The sequence below is a fragment of the Paenibacillus luteus genome (assembly GCF_006542765.1).
GTDB classification, from domain to species: Bacteria; Bacillota; Bacilli; order Paenibacillales; family Paenibacillaceae; genus Pristimantibacillus; species Pristimantibacillus luteus.
In genome coordinates this window covers 140,399-160,337 of record NZ_SKCD01000003.1, presented here as the reverse complement: position 1 = coordinate 160,337, position 19,939 = coordinate 140,399, and the positions used below count along the sequence as shown (strand labels likewise).

The following is a 19,939-nucleotide window of genomic DNA, read 5'->3' as shown; positions in this document are numbered from 1 at the left end:
GTTAGGCGCTGTCTGTTATCGGTATTGCCACGGCTGATGTTCGCCCATTCTGTCAGGACTTACTCGCATCGCTCTAAGCTCCGCTAAGCAATACAAATAGAATAGACATCAAAAAAAGCCGATTCAGCGGCTTTTTTATTTGCATATAGCAGATTCTTGACTACAAAAAGAGGCGGATCGATCCGGTATTTGCGTTAGATCCTTGCTTAGTTACTATCGAAATCATAATTAGTTCCACTGAATTCAAACCGAATGCCGGTAACTTCGGATAAATCAAGTTGATTATTGTCGTCGTCATTAACGGAGATATTCCACGTTGTAAACGGACCTAACGCTGCATAATTTGATTTGCCTTCTTTCATGCCGAAATTGACTTCTTCAATGACTTCTAACGAATCTAATTTGTAAATAAAAGGCTTATTGACTGGTTCATGAGTAAAGCTGAATACTTCACCGGACTGGCTGACAATTTCCTCTTTGCCCGAATGTGTAATATGAACCCTTACCTGGTTATCGGCCGTTTTTACCCCATCGATCCAAACTCTAACCTGCTTTACTCTTACATTGGCCATTCTCGCAAATGGATTCATGCTGTCGCCGTTCTTAAGAGTTGTTCCTAACGTAACGGTTGGAATAAGAATCATAGCTTGTTTCGATTCTATGAAGAAATCGACAGCTTCTGGTGAAAGCTCATAAATTAAACCTTTGAATGCTGAGCTATCCGTTCCGAAGCTTTCTTCCGTTCTCAGAGAAGCGCTAATTAATTGGTTTTTTATTGCTAATAACGTTGCGTAATTGATTTGCGGAAGTGATTTGCCTTGATAAATACTAGATAGCGAATGATGATCGGATAGAGACCAGAACCGGTAAGCGCGAGCCGTTAAATCCAGCATCTCTATGATTTGATTCCTTGCCAAATAAATTGTACTGGACATAAAAGTGACGAGATCCGGAACATCCGGAGACATACGATCCAGAACAACGTCATTTAGCTGTTGACTTTGAGCATCTGCGTTACCAATCAATTCGAGTTTTTTCATCATGAGAACGACGCTAGCGTTATAAGATAAGATTTCATTGTTTCTTGCAATAATCGGCGTGATGTAATCTTGAAATACTTTTTTTAAATGGTCTAATTGTTTCGGGAAGTTTTCATAAAAATCGTCTAAAAAGCTGAGAAGTTCTTTTTCGGATGCAATCAACTTTCCCGCAGAAGGATCGTCGGGAGATAACGTTCCGTTATTCAGTAAGTTATAGCCTTCTTCTAAACTGTTTATGTCAGCTTCTACCGTACTTATCTGCCTAACCATATACTTCTTATTTACCGGTATACCCTTGTCGTTCGTAATTTTTGTCTCTGCGTTGTGAATAAACTCACCGATCGTAGCAGCGATCATAAAAACAGATTCCGGGGCAAAGGCTAAAGTTGATAATGAATGAATCAAATTATCTATATTAAAATCAAAGTATTCTTTAATATCTACTTCAAGACTAGTTAAGGCATCTAACAGCTTTTTTTTCAAGGGAGGCAAAATATACTGATAGCTATCAATCACCTTCTCCAATTTTAGAACACGATGTTTTAATTGATCGATGTCATCTTGCGCATTTCTTTTAATGATAGTTATGGAATCTCTTGCCTGCTTCACATGCTCCATTTCAGCTGTATTGTCTTTCAGTTGTTGAAAATAGTTGTTGTATACGGTTTGCAGCATACCAAAGTTGTCGATGAGCTCATCTAATGTCTTCTCATAGACTTCAAAGGACACTAACGGCACGTGGGTGCTATCAAAGCCGAACATATCCATGCCGTTCTTAAGTTGATTAAGGAAGTTCGTGGATTGGTTGTAAACATTTCTTAATTGTGTAACGGCACCCACTGCACCAATCATCGCTTCATTCTCGTTGTAAAATTTCACGAGCTCGGAATCGTCTTTCGCGCTATTGAATAAGGCTGTACGGGATTGCAAACGCAGAAGTAAAATCAGAATATCCTTAACGCCTTGCGGATTTGATACGGGATCGATGGTCAAATACATTAACTTGATCTTTTCCAGTAAGCGGGTGCATTGACTCGGATGAATCATCATAAAGGGCGAATATGATTTTTCAATCAGGTTCAGTGGTTTATCAAATAAGATATTCTGCAAAGTGCCCGGCTTTCCCATATCTCCATTATCGCCATTCGTTAAGCCATCTCCATATACGCCGTAATTTCCGCCAGATACATCAATAGACGATTGTAAGGACATATTCAAATTCCTTAAAAGTCCTTGAAGCGTAAATGAAACGTTTTCAAATGCTGAATGGATAATTTCCATTGCAACTGGTATTGTAAAGAGATTCGTTTCCACCACTGCAGCTTCCCTCAATGCACCGGCTAAAGTTTCTCTTATGTCAGAAAGATCTTCTGCATCGGGGATCAGCGTCAGCAATTCAACTATTCCATTTTGTATTCCGTCTAACGTCGATAGCTGATCAATTTGTCTAAGCCTGGAAAGCCAATCTAAATAAGACGATCCCATAAGCACTACCACGTTACCGCCGTTGCCGCCGTTGCCGCCGCTTCCCCCGTATCCGCCTTGTACTGATCCGCTCTGGCCTGCGCCCCCTGATCCACCACATGCTGAAACATGGAGAATCGGAGATTGGACATCTGCCGTTTCTACATAAATAGATAAGTTCCCCCCCGACTCCCCATCACCTCCGCTTATACCTGACTCGATCGATTTTCGAATCAATTCACTGCTTCCCTGCTTTCCAGAAACATCAAGCACGCCCTTGCCGGCAACGGAAAGAGAGTGGGCGGATATTACGCCGTTCTTCAATCGGAATGCAGTCGATAATAGCATACCCTCGGTATAAATATATACATGGTCTCTATCCGAATAATCGTCGCCGAATTCAGCTCGCGGGTCAATTTGCAGTAAATCTCTTACACTCACAACAATCAGGTTGTTGTTGATCTTAACGATTTGAAAATCTTCAAGCGGTTGAGAAAGAAGTATATTGGGAACTAGAATTGTATCACTACTCATTTGGATGTACACCCCCTTCAAATAGGCGTCGGCGTTCTTCGATCACATCATCCCATTGCCCTCGTTTATTTTCATTTTCTTGTTTTTCCCTTTCCTTTTTTTCCAGCTCACGTTCTGCATTTTCTCTCTCTGAATTAGCTTCCTCTGCCTTCCTTTCCAATTCCATGATTTCGCTTTGAAGATTCATTTTCAATTGCATATAATTTTTGTCCATATCATCTTCCGGTTCTTTTGTTAGCATTTCGTTAAGTTCGTTTAAGGAGCTTCGCTTGGTCTGCAACTCTTCACTTGTTTCGGTTATAGTGGTGTTTGCTTGCGTCAGCTTTTGTTGAATGGTTGAAGCATTTTCCTCCAACCAGTGAGCTTTATTTGCAACTAATTCTTCTCGAACCCTCATTCTAATGTAGTTTTGAGAAGCGTCTAATGTATCAAGTTTTTTAAACTGAGGTTCTACAATTTCTTCATTAAGTAGGCTAGTAACACCATCAAGATGAATCTCCTTAAATAGGCTGTTAAATACACTTTCGTTTACCATTGCCGATTGGATGACGAAATCACTAATCTCTTTTTGTACAGACTCCAAAAGATCGTAATTTAACAGTTGCTCCTCCACTTGATCCATGTCTTGAGTAAATGGATCCTCCATAGCCTCTAATCTCTTAGCTACTTCTGAATGGATTCTCTTATCAATATCTTTGCATGCATTTACCCAAACATTTCCCCTGTCCAAATATTCACCAATTTGCTGTGCGGATTCAGCTAGATCACTCCAAATTTCGTCCATCTCTTCTTTGTCCATATTGCCTTCATACTCTGTAGTTCCAATTTTCTTGTTAATACTCAGATCATTTACTGTGTATGATTTCGTATATTCACCTGTTTCATTATTACGATACCAGGTCATTATACCCTGCACCTTCAAACGATCAATAGGCGTGTTATATTCACTTTTTATCACTACATTTGAACTTTCAACATCTTGTACAGATGTTACCAATATACCGTCAACTGGCGTTTCATCAAATACGGCTTTAGCTATTGCTCGATTGTAATCGGCAATCTCATAATCATTATATACCTCATCTATCGTTTCATCTGGTTTAAAAACTTCAGGATTCTGTTTCTTGGCCTCTTCAAATATTAAATGATGTATATTTTCTTTATTTTTTTTGTTATTTATATTGCTTGGATTGTTATCATGAGTCAAATTTAAAAGAGTCTTTTGGTCCGAAACAGTAACTAGAGCCATTGATTTTGCATCATTGGCATTGAGTGTTTGCCAACGGGGTTTTTCTCCTGGATTGTGTATCAGAACACATATTTTAACAATCGTCTTCCCAGCGGGATTTTGATATCGTTGATATTCAGGGAAGTTCGTATCAAGATGTCCTTCTGCTTCTGAAGAAAAGTATACGCCTTGAGTGCCATCATTATCTTTCTCATCCACACCGGTCCAACGATTACCTTTATCTAGTTGAGGTGGAAGCTTTACTGTTACTATATCTCTTGGTGCTGTAGACTTGTTCTCCCAAAAACCAGTATAACGGTATAAAGCTTGTCCTTCATTTAATTGCGTCGTATAAGGTTCTAATCCTGTTCTCCTAATGACCGCTACTGCTGCATTATAATAAGCTCTGAACCTGATACCATCTTTTAATCTAGGCATGATTATCCTTCTCCCTGGACGACTTGTCCTACGATAATAAAGTCATACGGTGTTTTAATTCCTTGCGACTTGTCAAATTGAATCATATGTTTGCCAGGTGCCAGTAAGTTTGTTGTGTTGAGAAAATTCAACCCATGAAATTCAAGATAAATGGAAGGTATAATCAAAGGAAGTTCTTGAGAATACAAGGGAGGAATACTGCTTTTACCACCTAAAATATCCGAATCCAATTTCACTTTTTCAAATTCAAGTATAAAGTCGCCACGTGTCACATTTAAAACTGGACGAATGATATCATTCTCATCTAGGGTAATAGGTATCGGTCCTTTGTTTAACGTTACAGTAATCCTTACTTCTCCCATTACTATACCGTTATTATCTAGTATTCTTGAAATATCCAACCAAGATGAAAGTGCTACTACTCTCCAATGAAGGTACAGTTCCCCCTCTTGTATCTCCAAATGAAGGGAATCGGCTTCATAATTTCCACCTATTTGTTTGTACTCCCATTTATCATGTATGAAAGGTCCCCTTGGCCCTGATACTCCTGTTAAATCTGTTACTCCAGCGATAGCAGCAATGGGAGGATTTGGTTTCACGACTATGCCTTCTTGTCCGGTATCATCAGGATATTCATATCTTAATTGAGCCAATTCCGGTTGTAGGAATGCTTTATTCACCAAAGAGTTAGAAAGGATCAAGGAAGCTGAATAGCCAATTGGTATAGGAGACATGGATTGATCATTAGGCTGGAATGCAGGCGACAAGCTACCGGGAGGATTGCCGCTTTCCTTTGTTTGGATATATAAGCTTAGAACCCCGTCTTCATCGTCGCCCATGGAGGCAAATACGAAAGACGATGGCGTTAGAACCGTTTGGCCGGAGCTCGGAATTTTATTGTTTAACGTGGACAACGCGTAATCGATTTCACTAATTTTTGTTTGGAAATATTCGCTTAGAACCGGTAAAAAGTAAGTGACAAGCGGGTCTCTATCTTTAGGCTCCGGATCTGGTTTAATGGCATAGGTGGTTCCTTTTTCGTTTCTAAAATGAATAATGACATGCGTATCATGTTCTTTACTGTCATTGAACTCGATAATTCCGCCTTGTTCAACCACTTTGCCTGTATCGCCGCAAATCGCTGCAAGCGGGACGATCGCATGAATACTATATTTGCCGGCAGGAATCTCAATTGTTCTAGTAGGTTTATCCGAGCCTTCAGGTAGAATAGAATAGGAACTTGCCTCGATGATAGGCATAATTAAGCTGGCATAGCCGGATCTGCCGCTGACAAATGACAGCTTTGGAGAAGCAAATTGAATATGGTAACGAATTGTATATTTTGACCCCGATAATGGATCTTCGCGATCTGTACTTAGTTGAATCTCTCTGGCCAAACTCCCCGCATCATACTGTGCAAGTAAAAAGTTGTTTAATTGCTCAACATTGTAGGAACAGACGATATCCCATTGATTGGTTGTAGGCTCGTTTTGCATGGCTTGTACAAGTTCAACTAAATCCTTGGAGATTATAGACATAAAAGCACTCCTTTTTATTCATTGTCATTTCAGAAGTTGCTTATTAGTGACTTTACGATTTTGGCCTAAGCCTTAAGCGCCGTCCCCTGCTTTTCTGAAGTTCCATTTAGCTATATTCTAAGATGGTCGGTCATAAAAAAAAACCTACCTAAATAGGTAGGGTGACGGGGAAAACGGGTAGCTATCGCGTTACATGAGATGATGATATGGCTTCACCTTCAGAATCGCTTGGGAGCGGCTTTGCACGCCTAACTTGCGATAAATGTTTTTCACATGAAATTTCACAGTATCAAGCGAGATTTGCATTCGGGGGGCGATCTCCTTGTTAATTAATCCTTCAGCGATCCAATGGAGTACTTTCGCCTCCTGCTCCGTCAATCGCATTTCAGCGGGCAGCACGTCTGTATGCATGGCGAGGGATGCCTTTAGCAGCTTTGCAGCATACCTGAGGGACACTGCCTCAACTTGCTGTTCATGCTGAGTTTCCAACAGATCAATGAGCATCTCGGCCACCACTGGTCCTTCATCGATGAAACTGCGAATATAATTCGTCGGTTCTGATAGTTGCAGAGCCGTCTTCAAGGGTACAAGTGCGGCTTGTGGCTGATCCGAATACCGAAGAATAGAACTCTTCACTACCAACAGCTTGATATGAATTCTTAAACATTTCTCTTTCTCGGCCAATTGTTCCAGTATATTCATTAAATGATACGCTTCCATCATCCGTTTACTTGCCGCAAGCACTCTTGCCAGCACCAGATATTCCTCCATGTGCTGCAGTGTGACCTCATCGGTATGCAACAGTCCGCTTTGTTCCGACCAATCGATAGCCTTCTGGATATGACCTTGACGCAGCAACAGATGTGCTTGCTCTTTCTGGATAATCTGCATAATTAGATCATGATCTGGCGATTCAATGCGTGAACCGAACCGGTCCAGCGCTTCGATGGCTTCACGATCTCTGCCATGAGCCTGCTCTAGCCATGACGAAATCAGATGAAGCTGAACTCTCATCCACATGTTATGCTGTAAATCCTCTCTTTCCATCGCCTGTCCAAGATACAGTTCAGCCTCTTCCAGACGATTCTGCTCGTAGAGAAGCATGCAATAAGGAATATATAGAAAACCAATAAACGGATAATGCTCTTTCTTCTCCCAGGCTTGAATCCACTTCAACAGGAATTGCTCCACGACTTGAAGATCATTGTTAAGCGAGAGTAGATCCGTGAACAGATAATAGTCTTGATATCGATTGCTTCTTATATTCTGAAAGCTGCTGCCTTCCGGCAAATAATAATCAAGCTGCTCAAAATAATGTGACGTTCTAGTCAAGTTTCTTTGCAGATAACAGATGATTCCACAGCAATAATAGAGATTGCCCATCAAATGCTTCCATTCCTGTTCAGGAATAACAGTCCGGAGGGTTTCAAACCGAATCTCAGCTTGTTCAGCTCGTTGCAAGGCTTTGTTCCAATTCCCAATTTCCATTAACTTGGATATATAGAATAATTCGAACGTGGGTTTGTGTTCATAGCTGCCTTCGGGTAGGGACGTAATCCACCTTATTAGCACATGTACCTTCGAATGCATGAGCTCTGGAAGAAGATGTTCAATTAATCGAAGAGCATCATCTACCTTCTGAGCCTTGATATAATGCTCCACTGCTTCCTCCATGAATCCTTGTTTTTCAAACCAATTCGCGGCGCGAACATGGAATTTCATCCACTTCTTTGGATGCTCTTTGGCGCCAAGCTGCTGCAAAAAATCCGATAGCAGATGATGGTATCGATACCACTCACGCCTGTCATCCAATGGAATGAGAAACAAATTGAGCTGCTCCAGTCGATCCAACTGCTCCTGGCTGTCTGTGTGCCATGTGACTGCCTGGCACAAATCCCGGTTCATCCGGCTGAGCAAGGACGTCGCAAGTAAAAATTGCTGAATCGATTCCGTCAGGTTCCCATATACCTCTTCTAGCAGGAATCTGGAGATATGCCGCTGCTGTCCGTTGAATTGGTGAATGGAAGCAGCAAGGTTGCTGCTGTTCTTAAGCGAAATCGCCGCAAGTTGAAGTCCGCTCACCCATCCCTCCGTTTGTCGAAACAGTTCGCGTATCTGCTCATTTGTTAATGAGATTTTCATCAATTCTCGAAAAAAAACAACACCTTCGTCCAAACTAAACTGTAAATCCTTCATATCGAGCTGCAGCATCTCGCCTTTAGCGATTAGTCTGGCGGTAGGAAAAGTAAGCCCCGAACGACTGGAAATAAATAGATGGACATGGGGAGGCAAATACTCAAGCAGATAGCTCAGGGAATGGTGAATGGCCGGCAAAGTGATGACATGATAGTCGTCTAGAACGAGGATAAGCGATTCATTCAGTTGATTCAGCTCATTCAAGAGCGCGGATATTCCCGAATTGAACGCCGCAGCTGACTCCGCATCCGTAAGTAATGTCAGCATCTCCCCGAAAGCGGGAATTCTCTCACGAATGGAGATTAATACGCAGTTCCAGAACGAAGCCCAATCGTCATCCAGTTTATCCAGGGAAACCCACGCTACTGGAGATCCACATTGTTTGGCCCATGTGCTGAGCGCTGTCGTTTTGCCATAACCGGCCGGTGCGGTAACAAGCGTAAGCTTGGACTCCAATCCGTCATTTAATTTGTCGATCAGCCCTGGCCTGGATACAATGGATTTGCGAGCTTGGGGAATTTCAATTTTAATTTGTATAAACAAAGATACATACACCTCCGACAGAACAAATCTATGTATGTATATTCGATAATTTTCGATATTTCACCTCTTCAATTTCGATTCTTTTTGAGATTTTGATGAACAGGTTAAAGGCAGACGGAGCATTTGAATGAATCTGGAGAAGCATCAGCGGTCATTCTATATGAAGAGATACCATCCTAATTCGTTGATTCAATTTGCTGCTCAAACTAAGTTAAAAAGAGCCATCCCATCGTCAATATAATGACTCATGGGATGGCCACTTGAAGATTCGTATTTTATACGCTTACATAGATTTCAACGCATTCGCAATTTCAATACAGAGAACTTTGCAATCCACGATCATTCTCAGATAAAACTTGGATAGGCGTTAATGAGGTCTCATTCCACAAACTTAGCCTCTTTGCATCGTTAAGGAGATCTTAAGGATTTGATAAGGAGATAATCGCACACTTATTAAGAACAGCCCTCTATACTTGCCTTATGAATAGGAAGAAACAAATGAGGCGGACCACCTGTATCCGGCTGGACCACTATTTGTTGGAAGATGAAGGGGGACTATAGAACGTGCAATGGGTTAAACAAAACAAAGCTTGGTCGCTTGCGATTGTTCTTATTTTTATGCTTGCCTTTTGGCTAAGGGCTGACTTTCTTACCTCGGTTACACACTCTATCTCACACGACACGAAGTATTATAATGAAATGGTGCACCGGCTGCTCGATCAAGGCATCTATTCTTACAAAGAAGAAGTTCCCAATGCAAGGGTAACGCCAGGCTATCCTTTATTTATGGCTGGCCTTTATGTGGTTGCGGACCAACTTTCCGTTGACCCGTTTCCACTGATACGATGGGTACAAGTATTGATCAGCTTGGGTGCAATGCTGCTCATCTATACGCTTGCGATGCAGGCTACCCAAAATAAATGGGTGGCAATCATCTCGCTATTGATCTCGGCGATATATCATCCTTTTATTTGGACGAACGGGGCGGTACTGACCGAATCGCTTGCATTATTTTTGTTAATGGCCTATTTATCCATGCAGCTCTATGCTTTCCGAACGCAGCGGAAGCGCGACGCCGCCTTTGCAGGTGTGTTGCTTGGGCTTACCGTGCTGGTCCGCGCAGAGTTTTTGCCTTTATTTGTTCCGCTGTACGGCGTGTTTTTGCTTCAGCAATGGTTTAGGGCTAAGTCTCCTCAAGAAGAGGCCCATTCCTCAAAGCTCGCGATGTTCAAAAAAGTCGCGCTGCTCGGTGTCATTACCGGCCTGTGCCTGTCCGCGACGATGCTGCCCTGGTGGATTCGCAACCTCGTAACGCTGAATGAATTCGTGCTGACGGCTTCCCAGTCCAATCCGTTTAGTGCAGGTACGTATCCGGACAAGGACTATACCGATAAAATTGTGGAACGCAATGGCATGTCGCAAAACGAATATGCTTGGGCGCGCATCAAAGCGGGCTTTACCCAGCAAACTTGGAAATACGTAAAATGGTACACCGTCGGCAAGCTGAAATATACGTATACGCATATGTTCTTCGGCTCCGGGCACTCGCCTATCTATTACGCTTACCCGCATGTCGCCTATTTGCACTTGCTTATCCTATACAGCACAATTATCCCGCTGCTAGCGCTGATTCGGAAATGGCGGCATCCGGCCGTCATGCTGGCGGTAGTGATCATCGTGATGTCGCTGATTAGACTCTTGTTCGTACCGGAGTACCGTTACAATTTTACCGTTATGCCGTTGTTTATTATTTTGTCATCTTGTCTCGGGGTATATCTATTGAAGCATATCGGGGCATATCTCATATTTCGAAAAGCAGCAACCAAATCGTATACACCGATTCCACTACCAGAGGATGCCTCTCTTTCAAAAAAATAAGCGCCTTTCGGCGCTTACGAAACTTTCGGTGCTATTAACTTCGGTAGACCCCGGGAAAATATAAGACACGACGAACATGGCCCGGAATACGTTTCTAGCTTAATCCTACTGCATATTAACCTTCACAGAGTGAAGCTTCCTCAAGCGTTCCGGACTCCGGCGCGATACGGAACGTCTTCACCTCAAATCCGCTTAAGCTGACTTCTTCGCGTATGCCAAGCTTGGGGATGCTGACCGTTGTCGAGCCGCCCAGGCCGGTCGGCTCAAACAAGCGTATCACGTAGCCATCTCCCTGCTCCTCTTTCTTAAAGGCGCTAAGCTGAATAGCGTCATCCTCCAGCGTAAGGAACGAATCGAGGCCTTCCCCTTCTCCCGAAGGAAAGAACGACAACGCATAAGGCTGCTCGTTATGAAGCAGGCTTTCCCTGTCTACCTTTTGTCTTCGATCTGCAAGCTCTCCCGCATTCAACCAGAAGGTATAGCTGCGCTCGCCCTGATCCATGCGCGGCTGGAAGCGGTCCTGAACCATAATGGGCCTTTCTCCAATCGGATGCGCGCAATATCCGGCGCTCCGCAGCAGCGACAACCGCACCTCACCTTGGCGGAAATCGCTGCCGTAGATGCCGTTATTCAGACAAGTAACTGCGAGGTTTTGAGCAGAATCCTCCACCGAAATCCATTTTTGCGATACGGTCTCGTTGCCCTCCCGGTCCAGCGGGTTGACGCCAAAGGCCGTTTGGCCGAAGAAATCCCCTTGCTCCAAAGCGGTAGGGATGGACAGCTTGAGCATCTTGTCCTTCTCGTTCCAGTAGACCCGCAGCTCGATCTCCACCTCGGTTCCTTGCTTCGGCAACTTATAAACCTGGCAGATCGAAGAACTGCCATACTGAAATACTGCTTCAATGACCGTGCGAACCGCGCCGTCCTCGATCACCCGCACGGCAGGCAGTGAACTGTTCACACCTGAAAAAAGGCTGCTCTCTTCCGGACTCATAAGCGAGAAGCTGCCTTCGATCTGGTCAAAAACATTCGTATCCATCCGCCACGGATCTTCATTGTCCTTCATCACCAATGCCGCAAACGCATTCGGGCGCAAGAAAGAGACGTTTCCTGCCACGTATTCATCAAGAAGCCCCGTTTGCGCATTAATAACCACCCGTAGCTCCGCCGTCTCGAACGTGTAGCGGCCCTCCTTTTCTTTCAGCACAGGCAGCGGCTTGGCAGCGAGCATCTTGATTCGGCAATCGAAACGGTTCATCGATGAAGGAGCAAGCTCAGCTGCGAAGACGACTCTTTTTCTCCAGTCCAAATTCAAGTTGCTGCGTTCCTTCTCTGGCTGGCAAGGCAGGAGCTCTCCGTCCTGGTATACCAGCGGCATCGAAAACTCTTCTTTCCAGTTCTGGTCCTCAAGCATGAATTCACATTCAAATATCCCTTTAACCGGAAACGGATGCGGATTATAAATTAAGATCGGATATTCTTTAAGCGCTGCCTTCGGCTGGCCGGTCGCAAGGGCGAAGAACGCTCGCGCTTTCAGCCGTGCTGCGATTTCAAGCCCATGGTCAATTAAACGCAGCGATGCTTCTTCTGCAGGCTGGATCGACGACCCCGGCAAAATATCATGAAACTGCGCAGTCAACAAATCGCATAACGCTTCGTGCAGCTCGCTTGCGGGGTAAGACAGCAGCCCTTGCAGCGCTGCGGTTGAGAGCATTTTCTCCGTCATAAAAAATTCATTCTCGAGCTGGCGGTGCTTCTGCTTAATGCGGATCATGGAGGTGTAGCAGCCTACAAAGCGCGGATTCAAATCCCCGGCATAGGAAGGCAGGTCTTCCTTCTGTTTGTCCTCAAAATACCGTTCCGGCGTAGAATGGATAATCTCATAGTCCTCGCGCTCCTGCATCAACAGACGAATCTGCTCAAGGTCGATGCGTGACGGCCCACCGCCGTGATTGCCTACGCCCCACAGCACCAGACTCGTTTCTTCCTCGGGATGGTCAGCCAGCCATTGCTCTATTTTATCGCGGGTTTTGCCCATCAGCGTGTTATAGCCGCCCTGAACTTTATGGGCCATCACCTTGCTGCCGTTATACCCCTCCCATATAAAGTCTATGGCAGGAAGCTCCTCCATTTCATCCGGACGCATGAAGAGATAGGAATCATAGCCGGCCTGCTCCAAAATTTGAACCATCCCTCTCGTATGGCCGAAGGAGTCAAAATTGATGGCTGTCGTCGGCTCCTTCCCGAACTTCTCCTTGAAATAGGCTTTGCCCAGCAAAATCTGGCGTACGAAGGACTCGCCGGACAGCATATTGCAATCGGGCTGCAAATACCAGCCGCCCATGATATTCCACTTGCCCTCTTGCACCAACCGCTGGATGCGCTTAAATAATCCGGGCTCGTATTCCTCGATCCATTTGTAGAGAATGACTTCATTATGATTAAAAATATAACCAGCATATTCCTCGCAAAATTCCGCCGCCGCGCGAAACGTAGATACGGCTGCTGCTGCCCCTTCTTCCCATTCCCATTGCCATACCGGGTCAAGATGGGCGTTGCTAAGCAAATGTAATCTCTTCATTGTTGCTGCCTCCTCAATAAGATAGCTAATCTGTATGATCTATTTTGAGGCCGCAGCGTTGCCAAGTACATTTCCAATTCAAGCATATATTTGTCCTATTATGATATAATCGGGAGAAAAAACGGAATGAAGTTAAACCGATATGGACCTTAACGACTGGAAAATCACCCTACCTCCTGTATTCAATCGTTTATGCCGGGAGATTCGAATCCAAGATGCTATCATCGAATGGGTAGATATCATTTTTGAACAAATCGGCACAGCCAGCAAATGCCCGCCGCACGCCCACACCTGGTTTGAATTTAATTATGTGCTCGAAGGAAAAATGGAAACGCGATTTGACGGGGATTCCCTGTCTGTTCGGAAGGGTGGCTTCTTCCTCATCCCGCCAGGCATGGTCCATTCCCATTCGTATACCCGCGGCAATTCGCATGAAGGCCTCTGCTTCAGGTGGCGGATTAGCCGTGCCGAGCCAGAACTGGAAGGAAAGCCTAAGGAGTCACTATATGCTCAGCTCGAGCTTCTTCACAAATGGAAACCCGGTGCTTATCACGATGAAGCAGGCTTTGGCAAGATGCTCCTTCATTTCTTGGAAGAAGCCAGTCTAAACCGCTCGGAGCTTGGACTTCAGCTCCTGCTTGTGCGGCTGCTCGAGAGCCTTTGTCTGCTGCAGCAGTCGGCCGGGGGGAAAGTTGAATTAGTGAGAACCGCTCAGGAACCGCTAGTACGCAAAGTGGAGGTCTACCTGGAGGACTTTCAGGGGGGCCGGCTGAGCGTAGCTGAGCTAGCCGCATCCCTGCATATGAGCTATGGGCATTTGTCGCGCCAATATAAGAAGCTTACGGGGAATACCATTGTAGAGCGAATGAACCAGATCCGCCTTGAGAAAGCCAAGGAGCTGCTGCTCCTGCCTGGTTCGCTCATATCCGAAGTGGCGGAACAAGCAGGCTTCGCCGAGCTGTGCTACTTCAGCAAAGCCTTCAAAAAAAAGTATGGGCAAAGCCCCCAGAGCTACCGGAAACTTCATATGACAAGGAATTCCGAATAAAAAAATACGTTGTGATGGAATAAAGGTGATCATCCCTATCGCTCGTACATTGGCTCTAAGGACTGTCTTATTTTTATTCCCGCCAAAAAGTGGAACAATCTTCCTTATCCAAAATATTAAACTCAATCATTTTCTCAAGCAAGGCGTAATCAACCGGTTGATTCCACTGAATTCGCATCAGCAGCTTTGTGTGATCATAACCAGCCTGCACAATCGAATCAGTAAACTGAGTGATTCCTGCCTTTTCAGGGGCAACAGCCAAATGTTGTTTGGATACGCTAAAGCCAATAATATAGGTGTCGTGATCGGTAAACATAGGCTGTTTCCACGCTATTTTCGGCAATAAACTCGGGAATTGCTCCGTTACCCAAGTCAAAACCTCTTCCGTACGGGCCTGATGCAGCGGGTTATCAATTTTCGCTAAATAATCTGCAAATACTTCCATGTTGTTCCCTCCTAACCTTATTTTCTATTAAGCATTCGGAAATCTTTCATTCAGAAAAGCAACCGATTGCTCTATTAATTCTTTCAATACAGCAACATCGATATCCGCAACTTTATTGATATAGACACAGGCTTTTCCTGCAGTATGTTTTCCAAGGTTTTGCAGCAATGCAGCTCTTTCCGTATCGCCGGTCGCAAAATATAAGCTGACTTTTGCTTTTCTTGGCGAGAATCCCGCCAGCGGTGCATCCCCTTCGTGGCCCGTGTCATAGCGGTAATGATAGGAACCAAACCCAATGATGCTCGGTCCCCACATCTTAGCTGGATACCCTGTTGCTTCCGTAAAAATATCTAACAGCTTATAGGCGTCCTCGCGCTTCTTATCATTCTCGATGAGATCAAGAAACTCGATGACACTGTTGTCGGTTTCTTTTGTTTTCTGTTCGTACATGAGGTGAAAATCTCCCTTCTAGTTACGTTTTATCGAACAATTTCAAAAGATAGCGACATTCGAGTTGTTCATTCATCTGTTACCCTTTTGGAGCAAAGGACAGTCCCTTCTCTTTAAGCACTTCATTCAGAATCCTCACTGCTTTAGGTCCTACGCCATGCAGCTTCAATAGTTCTGCTTCCGTTATAGCTGTGAATTGTTCAAGTCTATATATGCCTGCGTTTGAGAGTGCACGAATGGCTGGCTGGCTTATTTGGGGCAAATCAGTTTCTGGTTTTGTTTGATCATGATTGCTCATAAACATACTCCCTCCTATTTGAATTCATTTTCCCCATTATACACCGTGCTTGGCATCCTAATACTTCACTAGCTGCAATTATAACCTCTAATTATTTCTGCTTTCGCCAGTTTGTAGGACTTAGACCTGTTTTTCGTTTGAACTCTCCACTAAAATGATGGATATTCGGATAGCCTGTTTCTTCTGCTACCTTTTGGATCGGCATTTCCGTAGTGGATAAGTACGTTTTGGCTGCTTCCATTCGCAGTTCCAATAAGTAATCAATCGGAGTAAATCCCGTTTCCTCTTTGAATCTTTTAATTAAGTAGGTTGCTTGAAAATTACTAATACGCGTTAAATCATTTAATGTAATTTTGCTTTTATAGGTGGACTCCATATAACATGCTAACGTTTTGATTACTTCTTTGCTTAAAGAATAACCTGATGAGAGTGCAGTGCTGCTGTTACTCAACTTCATATCTTTTCCATACAACTCGAGCGCACCCCTAACCAGGAGTAAAATTTTTTGTACGTTTAGTAGCAGTAGTTGTTCGCCACAGAACTGATCGTGAATCTTCATGTCCAGCATTTGGCTGATTTCACTCAGACATAGCTGCAAGAGAGGGGCCGATGTGAAGTGAGGATCTAATCCGGATTGTAACCTATTCCATAATAAAATATTTTGTAATTTGGAGAGATACGATTCTTCCTCAATACCTGTTAATTCAATATACCAAAAAACAGCTTTTTTGGAGTGGATGATTAAATCATGAGGGGTATTGGGCGTCAAAATAAATAAAGAAGAAGATGAGACTTCGTATTGTTGACCTAGCCAATGCAGTTGGAAAGAACCAGAAGCAAGATAAAGCAATTCATGGGTAGGATGTATGCCGCCCGTTTTGTAATCAGGTGTAATAGAAACATTAGAATCATGATAAACGTTACCATAATTTCTTAACTTCAATTCATTCCACCTCCCTTTTCCACTCACATCTTTATTCCTAACTTTAGTTAAAATCCATTCGCTTGTAAACCATTTTCAAGTTCATAGTTGTGAAGGAGTGAAATATTATATAAATATAAAATATATATAGGGGTTGAATAAGTAGAATTTAACAGCTATTTACGTGAATTCAAGTAAGATTTAATAAATACTTCGAAGGCTATATTTCTTACAATGAAGTTGGAATGATATCCACACATTAGCTATAGAATGGAGCTTGTAATATGAAAGCATTGCAAATTGTAGGAAAAGAGCAGTATACCATTATTGAGACTGCAATTCCTGATGTTAAAGACTTCGAAATACTGGTGGAGCTTCAAATCGTTTCGACTTGTCCACGCTGGGATATGAATATGCTTGGGGGAGTGAATATGTTCGATTATTCGATTGCTCCCGAGTATCCTTTGCCATACGGTTTTCCCGGACATGAAATGGCGGGTGTAGTTAAAGCGATTGGAAGTGGGATTCGTAAATTTAAAGTGGGTGATCGTGTTGCAGCGCTTGAACATATTGGAGATGCTCCAGGTGCTTATGCGCAATGTGTTTGCTTTAGAGAAGAGGATTTACTGAAGCTGCCCGACTCTATAACTTATAAACAAGCGGTTTCATTTGAGCTGCTTAAATGCGTCATGATCGGAATGCTGCAGCTTGGGGATTTGAAAGGGAAAACCATACTGATTTCAGGACTTGGACCTGCAGGAATTCTGGCTGTACAAATGGCTAAATTATGGGGAGCTTCCCGTGTTGTTGGGATTGACTTAAACCAAGAACGTGTTCAGTTCATCAATGATCTTGGTCTTGCTGAAGCCAAGCTAGTTAGCGATTTGACCGTTGAAAAGTTCGACCTTGGCTACGACTGTGTAGGAGCAGCACCTTCCGTGCAAAATCTATTCAACTTCGTAGAGGAGCATATCGTTATTTTTGGCGTATTACGAGGGGAATTGAAATACGCCGACCATTTATGGTTTAAAGGCTTCAAGCTGGAGTCTTACAAATATCGAGGACTTGTTCAAAGAGATCATGATTTGTTGATCGACCTGGTAGCGAATAAAGGCTTAAACATGGAGTGCCTCCAAACCCATCATGGTTCCTTTACTAAATATGATGAAGCCGTGCAACTCCTAAGAGAGCAAAAAGCGATTAAGGTTTATTTCCACCCCCAAGAGGACTTCGAAGAAACTTTCGTTAACGGTGAATCGCTATGATAGGAAAAGGCGTCGTTTTTACTGAAAAACTGAAGGTAGCCTATCAAGATGTCCACATACCTGCTCTACAGGATGATGAGGTTTTGATAGACATCGAGCATTCTTGGATTAGCAATGGAACGGAGTCCTCTTTTCTCCGAGGCGAGAGAATAGATGGGGAAACACCGTTCAGGGATGGTGATTCGCTTCCTTTTCCACAAGTAGCAGGGTATCAAAAGGTTGGCATAATCACTTCACTGGGAAAAGATGTGCAAAGCTTTGCAGTTGGCGATCGAGTCTTTGCTACGATCAGTAAGGTTAATGGAATGTTTTATTCTACTGGAGGACATGTCAGTCCTGCTGTCACCCATGAAAGCCAGGTATGGAAGCTGCCGGCTGAAGCTGATCCTATTGCTTATTCAGGGCTCGTATTAACTCAGGTTGGTTACAACTGTGGCACGTGTCCACCCGTTAAGAAAGGCGATTATGCAGTCGTTATTGGAGATGGAATGGTTGGGCAATGGGCTGCTCAAACGCTAATGCATCGTGGAGCTCATGTTATTGTACTCGGTAGACATAATGACCGCTTGGACCTGCTTCCTGAAGGTATTCATAAAGTAAATACGAAAGTATCTTCGATTAAGGAAGCCCTCCAGGATGTCAGGGATACATTCTCGATCATCGTGGATACGGTGGGATCATTAGCAACGGTAACCGAATTAATTTCATTCGCGCAGTACGGCTGTCACTTAGTTTCGGCTGGATTTCTCGGCGAGGATGGCCGGATTGATATCCAAATGCTGCGAACCAAACAGGTCACTTTGCATTGTCCATCCGGCTGGAGCCAAGAAGCTATGGATGAGACTTTGCGAGGGATCGCAGAAGGTTGGCTTCAAACCACATCACTTGTTACCCATCACTTTCCTGTCGAACAGGCAAAGGAAGCATGGGATTTAATATTGGATTCGAAACAGGCGAAGCTTGGCGTTATTTTAGATTGGATTTGATAGGAATTAAGAAGGATCAAACCCAAGCTTTCGTATAATGTAAAACGCAAGTATCAAAACGACAAGAGAGACTCCAAGGCAAGTGCCTTGGAGTCTCTCTTCATTAATTTCACAACTAATCTTATATGATTCCCAGCTTCATCTCTGTGGTCGATCTTCCGGCAACCGAATGCGAGCAATCAATCTTTCTGGATATCCAACCTATCTTTCCCCTTCGCCAATCCTTATAGCAGCTTTATCTGCTGCAGCCCATTGCGCCCAAAGCTGCTCATCCGCATCTAGAAATCCAGAATTCGCACGAACATCCAATTGCTCATCCACTCCGAATAACCGCAGAATGCGATGATCGTTACGGCTCCTTGCATCCTTGATGATCCCTTGTACATTCGGTCCGTTATGATTATCCGTAGGTTTAAGCCAGCTTTTGTTGTAATAGACGCTGAAAAAATATCGGGTATCACCCGATGTATTGGGCGTACCGCTATGAATGAGTCCATTGTGTGTTACAGCAACGTCTCCAGCTTTCAGATTAAGGACTTGTTCATCCCTATGCGGTTTATTTCGATCTTCTTTGTTAATGTAGACTTTCTGGCGATGGGAACCAGGAATTACCCTTAACGGCCCATATTCGTCAGTCAATTCCTGCAGATAACTGATGGCATTAATTGAAAGTGGACTTACATAGTCTTCGGTCGATGGGAAGGCTGCCCAACGGTCACGATGCCAACCGCTTACTTTGCCTTGAGCCTCAGCTTTAGATGTGGGAGGAAACCCTGCCAAAGATAAATTGTCCAATTGAACGAAAGGACCTAGAACGAGTTCTGCAAAATCCATAATCAATGGGTTGGCTACAGCAGGAAGCATTTGTGTTGGAGCCAGCTCACAGGTATTGGCGAACCACCGCGTCTCAAATGCTGTACCTTTGACCGATTCAAATAAACGATGGTACGTCTCTTTGTGCAGCTCAATGTCCTCAGGAGTATAAACTCCCTCAAATAAGGTATAGCCTTTCTCCTTAAATTCCACGTAATGCTCTGCTAGCGATTTATTAGATTTAGATGGTGTCATGAAATAATTCCTCCTAC

General features: G+C 43.8%; 14 protein-coding genes. 4 read left to right on the top strand and 10 right to left on the bottom strand.

From position 1 onward, the window contains the following. Positions 1-206: 206 nt before the first annotated feature. The 4 genes from E0496_RS02455 to E0496_RS02440 form a co-directional block, all read right to left on the bottom strand. The gene (locus E0496_RS02455) at positions 207-3,038 is read right to left on the bottom strand and encodes a hypothetical protein (protein WP_141500034.1); all 2,832 of its coding nucleotides are present in this window, start codon (positions 3,036-3,038) and stop codon (positions 207-209) included. Beyond that, on the bottom strand, positions 3,031-4,704 hold the full coding sequence (locus tag E0496_RS02450) for a hypothetical protein (protein WP_141500033.1): 1,674 nt from the start codon (positions 4,702-4,704) through the stop codon (positions 3,031-3,033). The genes E0496_RS02455 and E0496_RS02450 overlap by 8 nt, the downstream gene beginning before the upstream one ends. Positions 4,705-4,706: 2 nt before the next feature. Then, entirely contained in the window at positions 4,707-6,242 is a 1,536-nt protein-coding gene (locus E0496_RS02445; RefSeq protein ID WP_141500032.1) for a hypothetical protein, read from the bottom strand. Between the two features lie 189 nt (positions 6,243-6,431). Beyond that, positions 6,432-8,981, bottom strand: a complete 2,550-nt coding sequence (locus E0496_RS02440; protein ID WP_141500031.1) for a winged helix-turn-helix domain-containing protein — start codon at positions 8,979-8,981, stop codon at positions 6,432-6,434. A gap of 564 nt (positions 8,982-9,545) precedes the next feature. Between E0496_RS02440 and E0496_RS02435 the strand changes: the two genes are divergently transcribed. Beyond that, complete coding sequence (locus E0496_RS02435; protein WP_141500030.1) at positions 9,546-10,859, top strand: phospholipid carrier-dependent glycosyltransferase; 1,314 nt, start codon at positions 9,546-9,548, stop codon at positions 10,857-10,859. 115 nt (positions 10,860-10,974) lie between these two features. On the opposite strand, the gene E0496_RS02430 is transcribed toward E0496_RS02435, so the two are convergent. Next, positions 10,975-13,440, bottom strand: coding sequence for a glycoside hydrolase family 38 N-terminal domain-containing protein (locus tag E0496_RS02430; RefSeq protein WP_141500029.1), 2,466 nt, complete (start codon positions 13,438-13,440; stop codon positions 10,975-10,977). A 142-nt stretch (positions 13,441-13,582) separates the two neighbouring features. On the opposite strand from E0496_RS02430, the gene E0496_RS02425 reads away from it, so the two are divergent. Then, complete coding sequence (locus E0496_RS02425; protein WP_141500028.1) at positions 13,583-14,488, top strand: AraC family transcriptional regulator; 906 nt, start codon at positions 13,583-13,585, stop codon at positions 14,486-14,488. A 73-nt stretch (positions 14,489-14,561) separates the two neighbouring features. Here E0496_RS02425 and E0496_RS02420 read toward each other — a convergent pair whose 3' ends face one another. From E0496_RS02420 to E0496_RS02405, 4 genes are all read right to left on the bottom strand, one after another. Continuing rightward, on the bottom strand, positions 14,562-14,933 hold the full coding sequence (locus E0496_RS02420) for an iron chaperone (RefSeq protein WP_141500027.1): 372 nt from the start codon (positions 14,931-14,933) through the stop codon (positions 14,562-14,564). Positions 14,934-14,960: 27 nt separating this feature from the next. Then, positions 14,961-15,383 carry a DUF1801 domain-containing protein gene (locus E0496_RS02415; RefSeq protein ID WP_141500026.1) on the bottom strand — a complete coding sequence of 141 codons (423 nt, stop codon included), beginning with the start codon at positions 15,381-15,383 and terminating at the stop codon, positions 14,961-14,963. 79 nt (positions 15,384-15,462) lie between these two features. After that, positions 15,463-15,681 carry a helix-hairpin-helix domain-containing protein gene (locus E0496_RS02410; protein ID WP_141500025.1) on the bottom strand — a complete coding sequence of 73 codons (219 nt, stop codon included), beginning with the start codon at positions 15,679-15,681 and terminating at the stop codon, positions 15,463-15,465. A 91-nt stretch (positions 15,682-15,772) separates the two neighbouring features. Beyond that, positions 15,773-16,624: an AraC family transcriptional regulator gene (locus tag E0496_RS02405; RefSeq protein WP_141500024.1), complete on the bottom strand. Its 852-nt coding sequence runs from the start codon at positions 16,622-16,624 to the stop codon at positions 15,773-15,775. Positions 16,625-16,887: 263 nt separating this feature from the next. Between E0496_RS02405 and E0496_RS02400 the strand changes: the two genes are divergently transcribed. Continuing rightward, positions 16,888-17,868: a zinc-dependent alcohol dehydrogenase gene (locus E0496_RS02400; protein WP_141500023.1), complete on the top strand. Its 981-nt coding sequence runs from the start codon at positions 16,888-16,890 to the stop codon at positions 17,866-17,868. Continuing rightward, positions 17,865-18,854, top strand: coding sequence for a zinc-binding dehydrogenase (locus E0496_RS02395; RefSeq protein WP_141500022.1), 990 nt, complete (start codon positions 17,865-17,867; stop codon positions 18,852-18,854). The genes E0496_RS02400 and E0496_RS02395 overlap by 4 nt, the downstream gene beginning before the upstream one ends. 201 nt (positions 18,855-19,055) lie before the next feature. On the opposite strand, the gene E0496_RS02390 is transcribed toward E0496_RS02395, so the two are convergent. Then, positions 19,056-19,922, bottom strand: a complete 867-nt coding sequence (locus E0496_RS02390) for a phytanoyl-CoA dioxygenase family protein (RefSeq protein WP_141500021.1) — start codon at positions 19,920-19,922, stop codon at positions 19,056-19,058. Positions 19,923-19,939 lie beyond the last annotated feature (17 nt).

Coding starts and splice junctions, on each gene's coding strand:
- E0496_RS02455 (WP_141500034.1), bottom strand. CDS start 3,038: ATGAGTAGTGATACAATTCTAGTTCCCAATATACTTCTTTCTCAACCG.
- E0496_RS02415 (WP_141500026.1), bottom strand. CDS start 15,383: ATGTACGAACAGAAAACAAAAGAAACCGACAACAGTGTCATCGAGTTT.
- E0496_RS02390 (WP_141500021.1), bottom strand. CDS start 19,922: ATGACACCATCTAAATCTAATAAATCGCTAGCAGAGCATTACGTGGAA.
- E0496_RS02425 (WP_141500028.1), top strand. CDS start 13,583: ATGGACCTTAACGACTGGAAAATCACCCTACCTCCTGTATTCAATCGT.
- E0496_RS02395 (WP_141500022.1), top strand. CDS start 17,865: ATGATAGGAAAAGGCGTCGTTTTTACTGAAAAACTGAAGGTAGCCTAT.
- E0496_RS02430 (WP_141500029.1), bottom strand. CDS start 13,440: ATGAAGAGATTACATTTGCTTAGCAACGCCCATCTTGACCCGGTATGG.
- E0496_RS02420 (WP_141500027.1), bottom strand. CDS start 14,933: ATGGAAGTATTTGCAGATTATTTAGCGAAAATTGATAACCCGCTGCAT.
- E0496_RS02400 (WP_141500023.1), top strand. CDS start 16,888: ATGAAAGCATTGCAAATTGTAGGAAAAGAGCAGTATACCATTATTGAG.
- E0496_RS02410 (WP_141500025.1), bottom strand. CDS start 15,681: ATGAGCAATCATGATCAAACAAAACCAGAAACTGATTTGCCCCAAATA.
- E0496_RS02445 (WP_141500032.1), bottom strand. CDS start 6,242: ATGTCTATAATCTCCAAGGATTTAGTTGAACTTGTACAAGCCATGCAA.
- E0496_RS02450 (WP_141500033.1), bottom strand. CDS start 4,704: ATGCCTAGATTAAAAGATGGTATCAGGTTCAGAGCTTATTATAATGCA.